This is a genomic window from Bacillus sp. EB106-07-01-XG149 (assembly GCF_058791555.1).
Genome location: NZ_JBYTDP010000008.1, coordinates 55,179 through 71,381 on the forward strand (window position 1 = coordinate 55,179; position 16,203 = coordinate 71,381).

Sequence of the window (16,203 nt, forward strand, 5' to 3'; positions counted from 1 at the left end):
ATGTACATTTTATTATGTTGTGCAGCAGGCATGTCAACGAGTATGGTTGTAAGAAAAATGCAAGAAGAGGCAAAGAAACAAGGGAAGGATTATAAAATTAAAGCAGTTGATTCAGAACTTGTGAAACTGGAAATAAAAAATGCTGATGTTGTTTTAATCGGACCACAAGTGAAGTATTTGTTTACAGCGGTACAGTTTCTTGCGAAGTCATACGATATACCGGTTGCAATAATAGAACAAAGAGATTATGGCATGTGTGACGGTTTAAAAGTACTGAAACAAGCAGAACAATTAGTTTTAGCATAATTATATTTTTTTAAATATAAACATTATAATGTTATAACTTTTTGTTCTTGCGTAGTAAAGAGAAAGAGGAGGGGTATTGATGAATGGTTTTATGAGTTTTATGGAACAAAAGATTATGCCAACAACGCAAAAGATTGCAGGACAACGACATTTATTAGCAATTCGAAACGGAGTTATTTCTACATTGCCGTTAACGATTGTCGGATCATTTTTCGTTATCTTTTTAAATTTACCAATTGATGCATATATGGAATGGATTGCACCATTTCGCCATATTTTAGATATTCCATTCCGGTTTACAGTAGGTTTAATGGCGTTATACGCAGCATTTGGGGTAGGAGCTTCACTCGCAAACTTTTATCAGCTCAATCAGTTAAGTGCAGGGTTGTTATCTGTACTCGCCTTTTTACTAGCATCAGTTGAACCAATTCAAATTACGAAAGCTGTACCAGGTGTTATTGATGCAGGAAGATACATTTCAGTAGGAACATTAAGTGCAACGTCTTTATTCGGCGCAATTGTTACAGCATTAATTGCAGTAGAAATTTATCACTTTATGATTAAGCATAATATCTCGATTAAATTACCAGACAGTGTACCACCAGCAGTTGCAAACTCGTTTGCAGCATTAATCCCAACTTTAGTAGTTATTCTTTTATTCTGGGGTATTCGTTACGGTTTAAAATTCGATGTGAATACAACAATCACATATTTAATCGCACCACTAAAATCAGTATTAGTAGGAAATAATTTATTCGGCGGTTTATTAACAGTATTCTTAATCGTGTTCTTCTGGTCATTCGGTATACATGGCCCTGCGATTTTAGGACCAATTATTCGTCCGATGTGGGATTCAGCAATTCTTGAAAATATGGAAGTATTCACAGCTACAGGAAATGCACATCAATTACCAAACTTATTTACAGAACAATTTATTCAATGGTTCGTATGGATCGGTGGATCAGGCTCAACATTAGCTTTAGTTATTATGTTTATGTTCTCTAAATCTAAATTCCTAAAAGAGTTAGGTAGATTATCATTCGTGCCAGGTTTATTCAATATTAACGAACCGATTATTTTCGGGGCACCAATTGTAATGAACCCAATTTTAATTATTCCATTCGTTATAACACCGTTAGTGACAACGACAGTATCATATTTCGCAGTTGTTTCAGGCATGATTCCGCTCATGATGGCGAAGTTGCCATTTACGATGTTAGCACCAATTGCAGCGATTATTAGTACAGACTGGACAATTATGGCTGGTGTACTTGTACTTATTAACTTTGTTATCTCATTCGTTATTTACTACCCATTCTTCAAAATGTATGAGAAACAACAATTAGCAGGAGAGGAGAAAACAGAATGCTCGGAGCCATTATCATCTTAATTACATTCGTAGCGGGGCAGTGTATTGCACATTATTCAAAATGGGTACAAAGTAAATCTTTATTAGTGTTACTACTCGTATCAATTGTATTTATCGGTAGTTCAATGGGTGCCTATGTAATGTTAGGGTTACAATCACCGTACGTAATCATTGTACCAACGATTTTATGTGCAACATGTTTATCTGCAAAATATAGATTTACGAGCATGGCATTAATACAACGTGTGAAGGAGATGCAAAAGCATGGAGCGTAAATTAGGGATTTCACTTTATCCAGAGCATTCAACGAAAGAAAAAGATATGGTATACATTTCGGCAGCGGCACGCCACGGTTTTTCAAGAATATTCACATGTCTATTATCTGTGAATCGTCCGAAAGAAGAAATTGTAGCTGAATTTAAAGAAATTATTAATCATGCAAAAGATAACAATATGGAAGTTATTTTAGATGTAGCTCCGGCAGTATTTGATCAACTTGGTATTAGCTATAGCGACCTATCATTCTTTGCAGAGTTAGGTGCAGATGGTATTCGTTTAGATTTAGGTTTTGACGGATTAACAGAAGCAAAAATGACGAATAATCCGTACGGCTTAAAAATTGAGCTAAACGTAAGTAACGATATTGCATACTTAGAAAATATTCTTTCGCATCAGGCGAATAAACCAGCTTTAATTGGTTGTCATAATTTCTATCCGCAAAAATTTACTGGTCTTCCGTATGATTATTTCATTCGCTGTAGTGAACGCTTTAAAAAACACAGTATTCGTACGGCAGCCTTTATTACGTCACATGCAGCCGACATCGGTCCATGGGATATTAATGACGGATTATGTACGTTAGAACAACATCGAAATTTACCGATTGAAGTACAAGCGAAACATTTATGGGCAACAGGGCTTATTGATGATGTTATTATCGGAAATGCTTATGCGAGTGAAGAAGAGTTAGAGAAACTAGGAAACTTAAATCGTTACATGTTACAGCTAAAGGTACACTTTGTAGAAGAAGCGACTGAAGTAGAGAAGAAAGCGACACTGCAAGAATTACACGTAAGACGCGGCGACATAACAGAATATATGGTACGTTCTACAGAAGTACGTAAAAAGTACAAAAACTATGACTTCCCAGTGCGCGAAAGTGTACGACAGGAAAGAGGGCAAGTTGTAATTGGGAACAACTCATTTGGTAAGTATAAAGGTGAACTGCAAATCATTCTAAAAGAAATGCCGATAGATGAACGGAAAAATATTGTCGGTACAATTGCGGAAGAAGAGTTATTCTTACTAGATTATGTAGGAGCTTGGACGCAGTTTACTTGTGTGGAATAGGGGAGGAGAGGATGCTATGGCATCCTCTTTGTTCTGTTGAAATAGTAATCTATCGTATATAGAATGCAAAGAGATAGATTTAATTTGGACGGGAGAGAAGGAGATTGTCATCGCTCTTCGTTTTTTACATAAGTTTGTTAATCATGAAGAAGTTTTAAAGGCGTTTGATAAAGTATATAACAAACGAGGGAACTTATTTATGTCAGAGCGAAAGTGGATTCGGGATCATATTAGTTACTTTCAAGAGAAAGTTAGAATGTGAGAATCAAAAAAAGAGTCAGCCTCAATGAGACTGACTCTTTTTATACGAACTAGTTTAATACTTTAACTGTAACTGTTTTACGTCCCCAGTTACTTGATGTACCTTTATCAGGCATTAAAACGTCGATTTTATTTCCTTTAATAGCTCCACCAGTATCACCAGCGATTGCTACTCCGTAACCTTCAACCCATACTTTTGAACCTAATGGAATTACACTTGGGTCAACTGCAATAAGTTTCATGTTTGGATTAGCTGTTAAGTTATGACCTAAAGCTGATTTTACTTGGTCGCCTGCTTTATAACCATTTTCAAGTGGGTCTGCTGTGTAAGCTGTTGCTACAACACGTAGTTCACGAGAAGATGATGGTGCACTTGTTTCAGTTTCTTTTGCAACAGGTTGTTGTGTAGCTGGTTTTTGAGCTTTAGCCGTTTCACGAGCTTTAGCTGCCTCTTGAGCTTTAGCCGCTTCACGAGCTTCAGCTGCTTCTTGAGCTTTAGCCGCTTCACGAGCTTCAGCTGCTTCTTGAGCTTTAGCTGCTTCACGAGCTTTAGCTGCCTCTTGAGCTTTAGCCGCTGCTTGAGCTTCAGCTGCTGCCTCGGCTTTAGCCGCTTCACGAGCTTTAGCTGCTTCCCCGGCCTTAGCTTCTGCTTGAGCTTCAGCTGCTTCACGAGCTTTAGTTGCCTCTTGAGCCTTAGCTTCTGCTTGAGCTTCAGCTGCTTCACGAGCTTTAGTTGCCTCTTGAGCCTTAGCTTTTGCTTGCGTTTCAGCTACTTCACGAGCTTTAGTTGCTTCCACAGCTTTAGCTGTATCTTGAACTTTAGTTGTTTTTTCCACTTTAACTGCTGGTTGAACTTTAACTGGAGCTTTACCTGTTAAGTAAGGAACATGAACATAAGCTGTTTTTCCGTTATATTCAAATTGAATCCAGTCATTTTGCACTTGGTGTGTTGTTTCGATTACGTCATCCTGTTTCAACTTACCAATAATTTCTGAGTCTGTGTTTGCACCAGCACGTACGTTTAATACGTTTGCTGTTACGTAGTAAGTGTCTTTTGTATAGTCAGCGCTAATGAAAGCTTCTTTACCGCTATTCAATTTCACTTTTGACCATCCGTTTTCTGTATGTAAAACGTTAACTTTATATCCATCTAATAACTTTCCGACAACTTGTGATTCAGTAGTTGGGTTTTCTCGTACGTTTAGTACGTCAGTTGTTACAATCGTTTCTGCTTTAGCAGATGTTGTGAAAATCCCAAGACCAAAAACCGCTGCTGTTGCTATACCCATAAATTTTTTCATAATAGCCTCCATTGCATTTGTTTTCGTTGACCTCATTATAGCAACCATTATTTTCTTATTTGCGGAAAACACAAAACTACAAAGCATTCGTAACGGGTCATTAATATTCTGTAATAATTCCAGTAATATCCTAAAAGCGCTTTCTTATAGGTGTTAGGGGAGGTTATAGCATGTGATACATAAAAATGAGAGTATTTCAATTTCTAATAGGTTAATAATGTTTCTGTAGTGTTACATAAACTTTTCATACGTGTTACAAAAGTGGTGTATTTCACTATTGTAACGTAGAGATAGTTATGTAATAATAACTATTTTGGTTGTGTAAATATATATATGAGGTGAAAATCAATGAAATATCGCCATAATTGTTACAAAATAAGTCGAGGTATGGAAAAAATTACGCCTTGATTTTAGGTCATCACATATTATTTTTGCAATAATAGGATTCTATAATAGCTTTAGTACGCTAAAATAATTAAAGGTGTTGATAACGTGAAACATATATAATAGAAGAAACACGATTTAATAGATAAATAAAAAACGTAGGAGTTTACACTCCTACGTTTTTTATTTACTCATATCGTAAACATTCAATTGGATCAAGTTTTGCAGCTTTGTTCGCTGGTAGTAAACCGAATGCAATACCGATTAGCATTGAGATACCTACTGAAAGAAGTCCAAGTTCTTTTGAGATAACGAGTGGCCATCCGGCAAAGATTGAGACGATCCAAGCGAAGAATATACCGAGCATGAATCCGATGAAACCACCGAGTCCTGTTAAAATACAAGATTCAATTAAGAATTGTGTTAATACTTTACCGCGCGTTGCACCAAGTGCTTTACGAATACCGATCTCACGTGTACGTTCTGTTACAGATACAAGCATAATGTTCATTACACCGATACCACCAACAAGTAAAGAAATAGCAGCGATACCACCGAATACCATTTTCATCATACCGATGGACTCGTCTAATTGCTTCGTAAATTCACCTAAATCTTGTGCTTCGAATTTATGCTCAAATTTAGGAGCTTTCATTTCGTTTAAAACAGAAGCAGCTTGTTTTTCTACACTTTTACGTTCTGCTGGCGAAGTTAATATTAATCTTACAGAGTCATACTCAGTTACTCCTGAGATTACAGGAGCGTTTTCAAGTGATGTATAACCTTCTGACATAGCCATTCCGAAATCATTTTTTGCTTCATACACACCGACTACTTTATATGGCTTTCCTTTTATATCAGTATATAAATTTGATTCCCAACCATTAAACAATTTGTTGAAAGCTTCTTCATTTAAAATAACAGCAGGAATTGCTTGCTTTAATTCACTATCATTTAATTCACGACCGTGAACTAATTTTATTTTCGCATCTGTCATGAAGGCGCCTGTTCCACCTTTTAAATCAAGAGAGACATCTTTTGAACCAGAAGATGCTTTTACTTTCATACTTACATCTGGATACACATCTTTAACACCAGGAACAGTTTGAAGACGTTTTAACATATCAGCTGTAATTTTGGCACTATCAGTTCCGTAATCAGGGTTGTTGTAGTAAATCGTTACTTCAGTATCTTTTCCTTGGCCTAACTCTTTTTTAAACTTTGCGTTTGTACCATCACCCATTGAGATGATAGTAATAATGGCACTAATACCGATAATAATACCTAACATCGTTAATATAGAACGCATTTTATGGGCAAAGATAGAGGAAAGGGCCATGCGTATATTTTCACTCGTGTTCAAAATTAACCTCTCCAATCTTGGACGATATTTCCGTCACGAATTACAATTTGACGTGCTGCAGCTTCCCCGATTTCACGATCATGGGTAATCATAATGATTGTTGAGCCTTGTTTGTTTAATTCGTAAAAGAGGTCCATAATTTGTGTACTCGTTTTCGTATCAAGTGCACCTGTCGGTTCATCGGCTAAAATGAACTTTGGATTATTTACGATTGCACGTGCGACTGCGACACGCTGTTTTTGTCCACCTGATAATTCGTTCGGTAGGTGAGTAGCACGATCAGCTAAACCTACTTTTGTTAAAGCGGCTAATGAGCGCTCACGTCTTTCTTTTTTATCAACTCCAGCGTAAATAAGAGGTAATTCTACATTTTGAAGTGCTGTAAGTCTCGGTAATAACATGAAGTTTTGGAATACGAACCCAATCTCTTTATTACGAACGCGTGCAAGTTCTGTCTCAGACATGTTTGAAATATTTTGACCAGCTAGTTCATACGCACCTGTCGTTGGTTTATCTAAGCAACCGATAATGTTCATTAATGTTGATTTACCAGAACCAGATGGTCCCATAATAGAAGTGAATTCTCCCTGGTTCAGTGTTACGTCAATGCCGTGTAATATTTGAACGGATTCTGCACCATTTTGGAAAGATTTCGTGATGCCTTTTAAGTTAATCATTCAACGACAACCTCCATACCATCTTTTAAGTCTTTTTCAGGTTTAGAGATAATTTGCTCTCCTTTTTTCACTCCAGAAACTTTTGCTTCGCTATCAGTCTCGAATTCAACAGTAACTGCTTGTTCTTTCGCTTTACCGTCTTTTACAACGAAGACAACATTTTTGTCACCTTTTTTCACGATACTGCTTTTCGGAACAATCGTACCAGTTGCTTCGCCAGATTTACTTGTTACGTAAACGTGGAAGCCGTTTTGTAATTCTTCACTATTATCTAATGTGACAGTGAATTGATAGTTAGAAACTGTTTTGTTTTCATCCATGCTCTTTAATGGTGTAGAACCGATTTCTGTTACTTTTCCTGTCCAAGTCTTACCAGCGACAGTTTTTGATGAAACAGTTACTTCTTGCCCAACTTTCATACTAGCAAGCTCATATTCAGAAAGTTGACCTTTTACTTTAAATGGACCAGCATGACGAAGTGTAATGCCGCTCATACCTGTTTTTTCATCAGCAGTTTTTACGATATCATCAATTACGCCATCAGTAGGGCTCGTTACAGAAAGTGTGTTTACTTTTTCTTTTGCTGCTTTAATCATTTCATCAGATTTTTCCACTTCAAACTTTTTCATTTCAATTTGTGATTCTAATTGTTGTACTTCGATTTCTGATGCTTTTAACGCTTCAGCAGGAAGGCCTGCATTTTTCTCTTTTTGTAATTTTTGTTTCGCTGCATCAATTTGTTTTTGGAACAATGTTACTTCTTTTTGTGCGATTTTCTTTTGCATTTCTGCTTCTGTTACACCTTGTTTCGCAGTAGGGTCATTATATTTAAAAAGGAGTTGCCCTTTTTTCACTTCATCACCTTTTTTTACAGCTAATTCATACGTACCTTTTGTTGGATCAAATGAAATTGTTTCGATGCCGTTTGGAATGACTTCACCGCCAAATTTTTGCGCGTTTTCAATTTGTTTTTCTGTTACTTTATATCCGCTATATGCCATTGCTACTTCTGAACTACCGCCAGCAAATGCAAAATATGATCCAGCTGCAATACCGATTGCTACTACACTAGTAATTAACACTTTATTTTTCTTCTTCATCTATTTATCACCTTTTCGTTCGTTTTAGTATCTACATTCAGTATAAAAGAGGTGAAGAATCTGACAAATCGTTTTAGCTTACAATAACCTTACAGTTTTGTAAGGTATGAATATGTAAATGTAAGGTAGAGCTTGTCCCAGCCTAAGCAAATGAATTGACTCGTTGTTTTTTTCTTACAATAATGTTGTATGAAGGAGAGGAGGAAGGAAGATGGAAGCTTATTTTAGTGCGCATCCATTAAAACCGTTTATTCCATACTCAAGGCAACATGTCCTTATATTATTTATTATGTTAGTAGGGATATTTTTTCTATATCAATACCAAGATTTATTGCGTCAAAATGAGTGGAATATAACGGTTCGATATGCGATTGCATTTTTATTTATTGGGAGTGAAATTGGGCTCCATATGTGGGAATGGAAAGCGGGGATTTTTGAACTAGGCACTTCATTACCATTTGAGTTATGTACGATTAGTTTATTGTTAGCGTCGATTATGATGGTAACGAAAAGTTACCGCATATATGAGATTGTATTTTTTACGGGAATTATTGGGGCATCACAAGCCATTTTAACGCCGAACGTGCAATATGCTTTTCCACATTTTCGCTTTATAGAATTCTTCGTTGCACATGTATTACTCATTTGGGCACCACTCTTTATGACGTGGGTAGAAGGATATAGACCGACCTTGCAATCAATTAAGCGTACGATGATATTTTTAAACATAATAATTCCGATCGTTTCTTTTGTGAACTACAAAACAGGTGGCAATTATATGTTTTTAGCTCGTAAGCCAGAAACTGCCTCATTACTCGATATGTTAGGGCCACACCCTTACTATATTATTTCATTAGAAATAGCTGCGCTTATTGGATGTTTTATTTTGTATATGCCGTTTGCGAAAAGAGAAGGGAATGCGCATAAAGAATCACTAGGATCATAACCTAGTGATTTTTTATATATAAATATTTACAATTCAGAAAATTAAGAATAAAATTAAAGGGGTAAATTATATAGAGAGAAGGGAAAACGTGGTCAAAAAAGTTTTTCTGAATGGGATGGAAGTGACGGTTCAATTTATTATTTCGATTTTGGGTATTATTTGTTTAGGAGCACTGCCGAAATTATTTTATGGATTTGAGCTGCATGCATCAAGGTACATACAGAGTTTAAAAGAAGTGTTTGTGAACTTAATGGATATCTCTAATTTTCAATATGTGAGAGGTAAATTTTTATTTCCGCAGTTGTTCGTCCATTATAAAGAAACGATTGTTATTTTTTTAGCTGCTTTTTTTATTTCATTATTTGTAGCATTTTGTATTGTTTATGTGATTACGAGTAGTTCACCGCGTATACAACATCGCATTAAATCATTTCTCATCTTCTTAGAATCTATTCCAGACATTCTACTTATTTTAGTATCACAAATTTTAGTTGTATGGTTTTTTAAACAAACAGGTTTTTTGCCCTTTCAAATTGCATCAATTGGAGGCGAATCAATTAGAGGATTACCAATATTTTGTTTGAGTATACCGACTACGATTCTGTTTGTAAAACTGTTAGTGCTTCGTTTTGAAAATGAGCTAGAAAAAGATTATGTACTATTTGCTAAGGCGAAAGGGCTCGATCGTTTTCATATTTTAAATCGTCATATTTTACGAAATGTGTTGCTTAGTACACTTTTCTTTGCGAAAACGAATATCTTTTTTATGTTATCTAATTTATATATTATAGAATGGATTTTTAATACGGGTGGTATTTTTATGTTTTTGAAATCGTATGAGGGTATTAGGATTGAGGTTTTCATCGTTAGTGTGCTGCTTATTTATATTCCGATTTTTATTTTGTTTAAATTGTTTCATTATCTCATTCCAGCTGCGATGAAGGAGAGACTATAATATGTGGACGTATATAAAACGCGATAAAAGATTTTGGATAAGCATTGGGTTTCTTCTCATATTAGTTCTTTTGAGCATCGGAAATACGATATGGAACGATGGACATATTAGACAAGTTACATTGCAATATGATGCGGATGAAAATCCAGAAGTTCCACCGTTTTCACCTTCATTCCAATTTTTACTTGGGACAGACCGGAAAGGATACGACCTGTTACATTTAGTCATTGAAGGTGCGAAGTGGACAATTGGTATAGCTATTTTAATTGCGGCACTTAGAATGGTAATAGGTGTGTTTTTCGGTGTCGTACTCGGAACATATGTAAAAAGAGGGTTTTCAAAAATCGAGGCTTTTTTTGATAGTTTTACAGTTATTCCAACAGTTATGATTGCGTATTTTTTTCTTCAATCTGCAAATGCATTTGGGAGTGGAGAGGAAACAACAACCTTTTTTGAAAGGGCTTCGTTTCAAGTTTTATTACTTGTAATGCTTGTGATGCCAGTTATTGCATTGTATGTTGCGAAGGAAGTCCGTAAGTTGAGAACCGAAGAATTTATTGAAGCTGCGTGCATATTAGGTGGATCGAGAAGGCATATTGTTATAAAGCATATTTTCCCGCATCTTTATATGACGTTTATACTTGTATTTTTTCAGCAGTTTACGCAAACTCTTACTATTTTACTGCACTTAGGATTACTGGAAATATTCTTTGGCGGAACAGTTCAGTTTTTCGGACCGATAGAAGAAATAGACTCTTACACACATGAATGGTCAGGCTTAATTGGAGTCTATTTTAGATCATTAACAGTGAATCCGTGGATTCCGCTCGTTCCCATTACATTTTTTGGACTTACTATTTTTTCAGGAAATATGATTGTGAAAAGTATAGAAGAAGCGATGACAAAAGTTCGATTAGGGGGAGAGATAAAGAAGACGGATGTAGAAGAGGAACAATCTGCTGTGCAGTCAAAAGAAGAGCTATTTACTTTTAAACATACGATGTGAAAAGAAGCAAGCATGGATTTCATGCTTGCTTCTTTTTATTTTGTAGAAACTTCACCTTCAGCTTCTGTTTGAGGAATATAGTATCCGATTATACCACCGATGATTGCTGGAATAATCCAGCCGATTCCTAAGTTGTAAAAAGGAATGGTGTGTACGATATTAGCGATAAAACTTGGTATCAATTCCACATTATCAAGTGCATGAATACAGCTAATAATGAATGCTGCGAGCATTGCTCCGATGTAGACAGAAGGTTTACGTTTCGTATATTTATCAATAAATGATACGAAAATTAAAATGATTGTAATTGGATACAAAATGATTAATACAGGTAATGTAATTTTTATTAGTAAACTTAATCCTAAGTTTGAAATGACGAAGCTAAATATACAAACGTATAGTACGAGTTTCTTATATGAAACATTTGTTAGTACTGTTGCGAAATAGTTGGCGAATGCACTTACAACACCGATTGCTGTCGTTAAACAAGCGAAGATAATGGCGATACTTAATAAAACATTACCGCTTGTCCCAAAGAATTGATACATAACAGTAGCTAATAGTTGACCACCGTTTTCGAATTGCCCTAGATTGCCGTTTGAAGCGCCGATATAACCGAGTAAGAAATAAACAATTGTTAAGAATAGAGCTGCAATGCTTCCGCAAATAATTGTATATTTTGCAATCGATTTCTTCTCTTGTATACCATTTTGGCGAATTGCATTTACAACAATTGTTGATAATACAAGTGCTCCAATTGCATCTAACGTTAAAAATCCTTCAAGAAATCCTTTGAAAAATGGAATTTCTTTATAGTCACCAACAGGTTCTGCAAACGTTCCTGGTGAAAGAATCGCTTTTGTTGCCATAATTGCAATAATTCCAAGTAAAATTGGCGTTAATATTTTTCCGATATGATCTACTAATTTTGATGGATTTAATGATAAGAAGTAGACGACTGTAAAGAAAATCGCACTAAAGACTAACATAGAGTACCATTGGTCCGGGAAAAGTGGTGCAATCCCAATTTCGTAAGATACAGATCCAGTTCGTGGAATAACAAATAGTGGGCCGATTGAAAGATAAATAATGATAGCGAATATTGCTGCGAATTTTGGATGAACACGGCTTGCTAAAGTGTTAAAACTACCACCGGCAAGGGCAACAGCGACGATAGCTAGTAAAGATAAACCGACGTCTGTAATAATAAATCCTGTAATGGAAATCCACATGTTTTCTCCGGATGAAAGACCGAGAAGGGGCGGGAAAATCATATTACCAGCACCGAAGAAAACTGCGAATAGTAATAAACTAATCGAAAGTATTTGCGCTGGTTTTAAAGTTGTACGCATATAAAGAAAATCCTCCTAATGAGTGTTTTTGTCGAAAATTCAAATAATTTGTCGAGTAACTGTTACTATTTTAAAGGTCTGATGACTAGAAAGCAATAGGGAATTTTAAAAATATTTTAAAATAATGCGTAAAATTGAATAAATATACTATTTATATCTTTAATAGGAAGGATTTAACTTTAAACGTAAAAAAAACACATATCGCTAGGATACGTGTCTTAAAAAAATATTTTTTTATCACGTTCTTCTTTTAAAATTTCAACTGCTTCTCGGAAACGTTGTGAATGGACAATTTCTCGTTCGCGTAAAAAGCGTAAGCTGTCATTTATGTCAGGATCGTCAGATAAATCAATGAGCCATTGATAAGTTGCTCTTGCCTTTTCTTCAGCAGCAATATCTTCATATAAATCTGCAATAGGGTCTCCTTTTGCTTGAATATAAGTAGCAGTAAAAGGAACGCCACCAGCATTATGATAAAACAAAGCACTATCATGATTAGCGTACTGTGCGTCTAATCCAGCAGCTTTCATTTGCTCTGGTGTTGCATCTTTTGTTAATTTATAAATCATTGTCGCAATCATTTCTAGATGCGCGAATTCTTCGGTACCAATGTCGGTTAGTAAGCCAACTACTTTGTCAGGAATGGTATAACGTTGATTTAAGTAGCGAAGAGCAGCAGCGAGTTCGCCGTCCGCACCGCCATATTGTTCAACTAATAATTTGGCGAGTGCTGGATTACAAGTACTCACTTTAACTGGATATTGTAATTTCTTTTCATAAATCCACATAGTCTCTCTCCTTTATATTTGCCATGGCCACGGTCCTTTGCTCCATTCCCATGGAGCGTTAGAATAACTATTTCCGAACTGCTGGAGTGGCCCGTATTTTTCTTCGATTTTTTGTTGTAATACTCTTCGTTTATAGGAGAAATCGTTGAATTGATTTATAGCTGCAGTATCGTTTGGGTGCGTATCTAAATAGAGGGTAAGTTCAACTAATACAAAGTCTAGTTCTTGTAGTTCTTCAATCCATTTGTAATATTCATCAGGTAATGTCTGTGTCACGTTTTTATTCACCGTCCTTTTTTGTAAGGATTTTCATAAAAATCATAAAAAGCAGGCCACAGAGTTCCTTTTCGTAAAGCTTCTTTTGGTGGGAATTGTGGTAGGTTAGGTGGTTGAAAGCCCATAAATAGGTGTGGGGGAGTTGAGTAATATTTTTTTCCAATTGGAGGGCAAGGGTCGTTTGGGCCATGGAAAGGTATGTAGGATTTCATAAATTCATCCATGTTACACGCCTCCTTTATAAATGAAATATTCATCACTACGTATTGTATTCGTACATAATTGCAAATTATGACTCATATAGAAAACTAAAAGAGGCAGGGGGAGTGCGGATGGAAAGTGTTACAACATGTATTGTATTAGAATCTAAAAACTTAAAGGAAACATTATATTTTTACGAAGGCATTCTAGGGTTTAAACCGAGCAAGGAGAGGCCACAAATACGTGTAACAGGTGTGTGGTATGATATCGGTTCAACGAGAATTTGTTTTGTTGTAAATAGGGGACTAGGAGAACATAGAGAGACCGTTATATCATCAGTGAAAGAACTATTGTTAAAAACTACAAATATCGAGCGGTTAAAGAAAAAGTTAGTGTTTTATCAAATATCATTTGTAGAAGAGCACCATGGTGAAGAAGTTAAAATAATATTTCATGATCCAGATGGTTATACACTCCAATTTACTTCAATATAAAATATGGAATAGAGCTTTTTATAATGGAATAATCTGAATGGTGAATGAAAAAAATATTGACAAGCTTAGGCAAATATTTTAATGTGATTGTATAAAACTGTGTATATAAAGGGGAGTAACTTATTACAGTAAAGTCGTCATTACAGGGAGAAACCCTCGGCTTTATTGGCAACGTTTCGTTGTTAGTGAGACCTTTACCAGCAATGGTAAAGGCCCCTTATTGTCTTTTTTAGGACCCTTACCATATTTGGTAGGGTCCTTTTTGTATACAAAGAGAGGAGAAATAAAAATGAAAAAACTTATTAGTAGATTAAGAGTTGTATTTCATGTTCGTCGTTTCGTTCCATTCCTATTTGACTTTTTTACTTCAAAAGAGGTTTCAATAAAGAAGAAAATTTTATCTGTTGCTTTTTTAGTTGGGTATGTTGCGATGCCGCTTGATTTAATTCCAGACTTCCTGCCGTTTATCGGTATTTTAGATGATATTGGAATTGTGTTATTCATTTTGAACCGAATTGTAAAAATGGCGCCAGTGCAATTACAAGAAAAGCATAACGTAAACGTAGGATAGGAGTTGAAAATATGGAGCAAATTATTTTAGATATAATCGAGTTTTTAAAGCAGTTTTCTTATTTTGGAGTTGTGTTAGCATTAACGTTTGAATTTATTCCAGCAGAAGTAGTTTTGCCTATGGTTGGGTATTGGGTGTACGAGGGAGATATGAATTTTTGGCTAGCTGTATTAGCAGGGACACTTGGCGGAACGACAGGACCATTAACGTTATACGCACTCGGTTATTACGGTGGCCGTCCTCTATTAATAAAATACGGGAAATACTTCTTTATTAAAGAAGAGCAAATTCAAAAAGCAGATGATTTCTTTGAGAAATATGGACCAGTTGTAGCATTTGTTGGACGCTTTGTGCCAGGGGTTCGAACGCTTATTTCTGTTCCATGTGGAATGGCGAAAATGAATATATGGAAATTTAGTATATATACATTTGTAGCAATGTTCCCGTTAACGACTTTATATGTCTATTTTGGAATGAAATTAGGGCCGCATTGGGAAAAGGCTGCGGATGTTGTTGGACAATATATGTTACCGATATTAGGAGGCGTACTTCTTATCGTGGCTAGTATCTTTATCTATAAATTTATGAAAAAACGAAATAAAACTGAATCTATCTAGTCATTGGTACTGAAATTTTCATATTTTTTGAAAATAGATGAATAGTACAGGCAAAAGACTCTGAGGGACATACACATATAGGGAATATAAAAGAGAGAGGGGAAACAACTATGTCTTGTGAGTGCTCAGGGTCAGCATTAACTTGTTGTCCAGATAAAAATTATGTACAAGATAAAGTGTGTAGTCCGTGGTCTGCTACTGTAGTTGCAACAGCAATTGATAATGTTCTTTATACAAATAATATTAACCAAAATGTAGTTGGTACTGGTTTTGTTAAATATGATGTTGGTCCAGGTCCAATTACTGTAGAAGCGCTTGATTCTGTTGGGGCTACAATTGATACACAAATATTAAACCCAGGAACGAGTATCGCTTTTACGTATCGCCGCTTTGATAGTATACAAGTTGTGTTACCTGCAACACCTGCTGGAACGTATCAGGGAGAATTTTGTATTACAACACGCTATCCACTTTCATAGTAGAATAGGAGAGGATTGAAATGGGAATGAGAAGTTCCGGTTTGTCTTGTTGTTCTAATAAAACACTTGTGCAAGATCAAGTATGTACAGACTGGTCTATTACAGGTGCTGGTACTCAAATTGTATATACGAATAATATTACACAAGAAGTATATGGTTCAGGTTATGTGAAATATGATGTAGGCGCGAATCCCATTACAGTTGATTTTTTAGTAGGTGCTACAGTAGTTGATACAATTACTGTACAACCACAAAGTAGTGGTACTTTCACTGTACGATATTTTACTACTGTTCGAATTACTACGACAGGAACAACTGTTAATCAAGGAGAGTTTTGTATTACTGTACGTTATCCGATTTCATAAAAAAAGCATACCGTGAATGGTATGCTTTTTTAATTGAGAAAG

At 35.7% G+C, this 16,203-nt stretch carries 20 protein-coding genes and 1 pseudogene; 13 read left to right on the top strand and 8 right to left on the bottom strand.

Annotated features, from left to right (window positions below; all coding sequences use genetic code 11):
• From AC3WTA_RS24360 to AC3WTA_RS24380, 5 genes and pseudogenes are all read left to right on the top strand, one after another.
• Positions 1-306: a PTS sugar transporter subunit IIB gene (locus tag AC3WTA_RS24360; RefSeq protein WP_000275639.1), complete on the top strand. Its 306-nt coding sequence runs from the start codon at positions 1-3 to the stop codon at positions 304-306.
• Between the two features lie 79 nt (positions 307-385).
• Positions 386-1,696 (top strand): PTS sugar transporter subunit IIC, encoded by a 1,311-nt coding sequence (locus AC3WTA_RS24365; protein ID WP_001013046.1) that lies wholly within the window; start codon positions 386-388, stop codon positions 1,694-1,696.
• Positions 1,672-1,950 (top strand): hypothetical protein, encoded by a 279-nt coding sequence (locus AC3WTA_RS24370; protein WP_000900036.1) that lies wholly within the window; start codon positions 1,672-1,674, stop codon positions 1,948-1,950. The genes AC3WTA_RS24365 and AC3WTA_RS24370 overlap by 25 nt, the downstream gene beginning before the upstream one ends.
• The gene (locus AC3WTA_RS24375) at positions 1,940-3,025 is read left to right on the top strand and encodes a DUF871 domain-containing protein (RefSeq protein WP_000440074.1); all 1,086 of its coding nucleotides are present in this window, start codon (positions 1,940-1,942) and stop codon (positions 3,023-3,025) included. Before AC3WTA_RS24370 ends, AC3WTA_RS24375 begins: the two co-directional genes overlap by 11 nt.
• Positions 3,026-3,113: 88 nt before the next feature.
• A pseudogene (locus tag AC3WTA_RS24380) lies at positions 3,114-3,287 on the top strand (HEAT repeat domain-containing protein); the annotation flags it as partial.
• Positions 3,288-3,336: 49 nt separating this feature from the next.
• Here the strand turns inward: AC3WTA_RS24380 and entC are convergent.
• The 4 genes from entC to AC3WTA_RS24400 all read right to left on the bottom strand — a co-directional run bounded on the left by entC (position 3,337) and on the right by AC3WTA_RS24400 (position 8,111).
• Positions 3,337-4,710 (bottom strand): cell wall-binding protein EntC, encoded by a 1,374-nt coding sequence (gene entC, locus AC3WTA_RS24385; protein WP_492333069.1) that lies wholly within the window; start codon positions 4,708-4,710, stop codon positions 3,337-3,339.
• A gap of 448 nt (positions 4,711-5,158) precedes the next feature.
• On the bottom strand, positions 5,159-6,310 hold the full coding sequence (locus AC3WTA_RS24390) for an ABC transporter permease (protein WP_406655986.1): 1,152 nt from the start codon (positions 6,308-6,310) through the stop codon (positions 5,159-5,161).
• A gap of 26 nt (positions 6,311-6,336) precedes the next feature.
• A complete protein-coding gene (locus AC3WTA_RS24395; RefSeq protein WP_000609098.1) occupies positions 6,337-7,011 on the bottom strand; it encodes an ABC transporter ATP-binding protein in 675 nt (224 codons plus the stop codon).
• On the bottom strand, positions 7,008-8,111 hold the full coding sequence (locus AC3WTA_RS24400) for an efflux RND transporter periplasmic adaptor subunit (RefSeq protein ID WP_070168425.1): 1,104 nt from the start codon (positions 8,109-8,111) through the stop codon (positions 7,008-7,010). The genes AC3WTA_RS24395 and AC3WTA_RS24400 overlap by 4 nt, the downstream gene beginning before the upstream one ends.
• A 211-nt stretch (positions 8,112-8,322) precedes the next feature.
• On the opposite strand from AC3WTA_RS24400, the gene AC3WTA_RS24405 reads away from it, so the two are divergent.
• The 3 genes from AC3WTA_RS24405 to AC3WTA_RS24415 all read left to right on the top strand — a co-directional run bounded on the left by AC3WTA_RS24405 (position 8,323) and on the right by AC3WTA_RS24415 (position 11,018).
• Positions 8,323-9,057, top strand: a complete 735-nt coding sequence (locus tag AC3WTA_RS24405; RefSeq protein ID WP_000388707.1) for a YwaF family protein — start codon at positions 8,323-8,325, stop codon at positions 9,055-9,057.
• Between the two features lie 88 nt (positions 9,058-9,145).
• A complete protein-coding gene (locus AC3WTA_RS24410; RefSeq protein ID WP_000239701.1) occupies positions 9,146-10,012 on the top strand; it encodes an ABC transporter permease subunit in 867 nt (288 codons plus the stop codon).
• A 1-nt stretch (position 10,013) separates the two neighbouring features.
• Positions 10,014-11,018, top strand: coding sequence for an ABC transporter permease (locus AC3WTA_RS24415; RefSeq protein ID WP_000269931.1), 1,005 nt, complete (start codon positions 10,014-10,016; stop codon positions 11,016-11,018).
• A gap of 35 nt (positions 11,019-11,053) precedes the next feature.
• Here AC3WTA_RS24415 and brnQ2 read toward each other — a convergent pair whose 3' ends face one another.
• The 4 genes from brnQ2 to AC3WTA_RS24435 form a co-directional block, all read right to left on the bottom strand.
• A complete protein-coding gene (brnQ2, locus tag AC3WTA_RS24420) occupies positions 11,054-12,370 on the bottom strand; it encodes a branched-chain amino acid transport system II carrier protein BrnQ2 (RefSeq protein WP_001260906.1) in 1,317 nt (438 codons plus the stop codon).
• A gap of 218 nt (positions 12,371-12,588) precedes the next feature.
• Positions 12,589-13,158 carry a spore coat protein CotJC gene (cotJC, locus tag AC3WTA_RS24425; protein WP_000265283.1) on the bottom strand — a complete coding sequence of 190 codons (570 nt, stop codon included), beginning with the start codon at positions 13,156-13,158 and terminating at the stop codon, positions 12,589-12,591.
• Positions 13,159-13,170: 12 nt separating this feature from the next.
• Positions 13,171-13,434 carry a spore coat protein CotJB gene (locus tag AC3WTA_RS24430; protein ID WP_000194954.1) on the bottom strand — a complete coding sequence of 88 codons (264 nt, stop codon included), beginning with the start codon at positions 13,432-13,434 and terminating at the stop codon, positions 13,171-13,173.
• Positions 13,435-13,442: 8 nt separating this feature from the next.
• On the bottom strand, positions 13,443-13,658 hold the full coding sequence (locus tag AC3WTA_RS24435; protein ID WP_000343267.1) for a spore coat associated protein CotJA: 216 nt from the start codon (positions 13,656-13,658) through the stop codon (positions 13,443-13,445).
• A 108-nt stretch (positions 13,659-13,766) separates the two neighbouring features.
• Between AC3WTA_RS24435 and AC3WTA_RS24440 the strand changes: the two genes are divergently transcribed.
• From AC3WTA_RS24440 to AC3WTA_RS24460, 5 genes are all read left to right on the top strand, one after another.
• Positions 13,767-14,129, top strand: coding sequence for a VOC family protein (locus AC3WTA_RS24440; protein ID WP_000446754.1), 363 nt, complete (start codon positions 13,767-13,769; stop codon positions 14,127-14,129).
• Positions 14,130-14,418: 289 nt separating this feature from the next.
• Positions 14,419-14,700, top strand: coding sequence for a YkvA family protein (locus AC3WTA_RS24445; RefSeq protein WP_000733852.1), 282 nt, complete (start codon positions 14,419-14,421; stop codon positions 14,698-14,700).
• 11 nt (positions 14,701-14,711) lie between these two features.
• Positions 14,712-15,317 (top strand): DedA family protein, encoded by a 606-nt coding sequence (locus AC3WTA_RS24450; protein WP_000435018.1) that lies wholly within the window; start codon positions 14,712-14,714, stop codon positions 15,315-15,317.
• Between the two features lie 110 nt (positions 15,318-15,427).
• Positions 15,428-15,796 carry a DUF3992 domain-containing protein gene (locus AC3WTA_RS24455; RefSeq protein WP_492333053.1) on the top strand — a complete coding sequence of 123 codons (369 nt, stop codon included), beginning with the start codon at positions 15,428-15,430 and terminating at the stop codon, positions 15,794-15,796.
• A gap of 20 nt (positions 15,797-15,816) precedes the next feature.
• Entirely contained in the window at positions 15,817-16,161 is a 345-nt protein-coding gene (locus AC3WTA_RS24460) for a DUF3992 domain-containing protein (RefSeq protein WP_000525803.1), read from the top strand.
• Positions 16,162-16,203 lie beyond the last annotated feature (42 nt).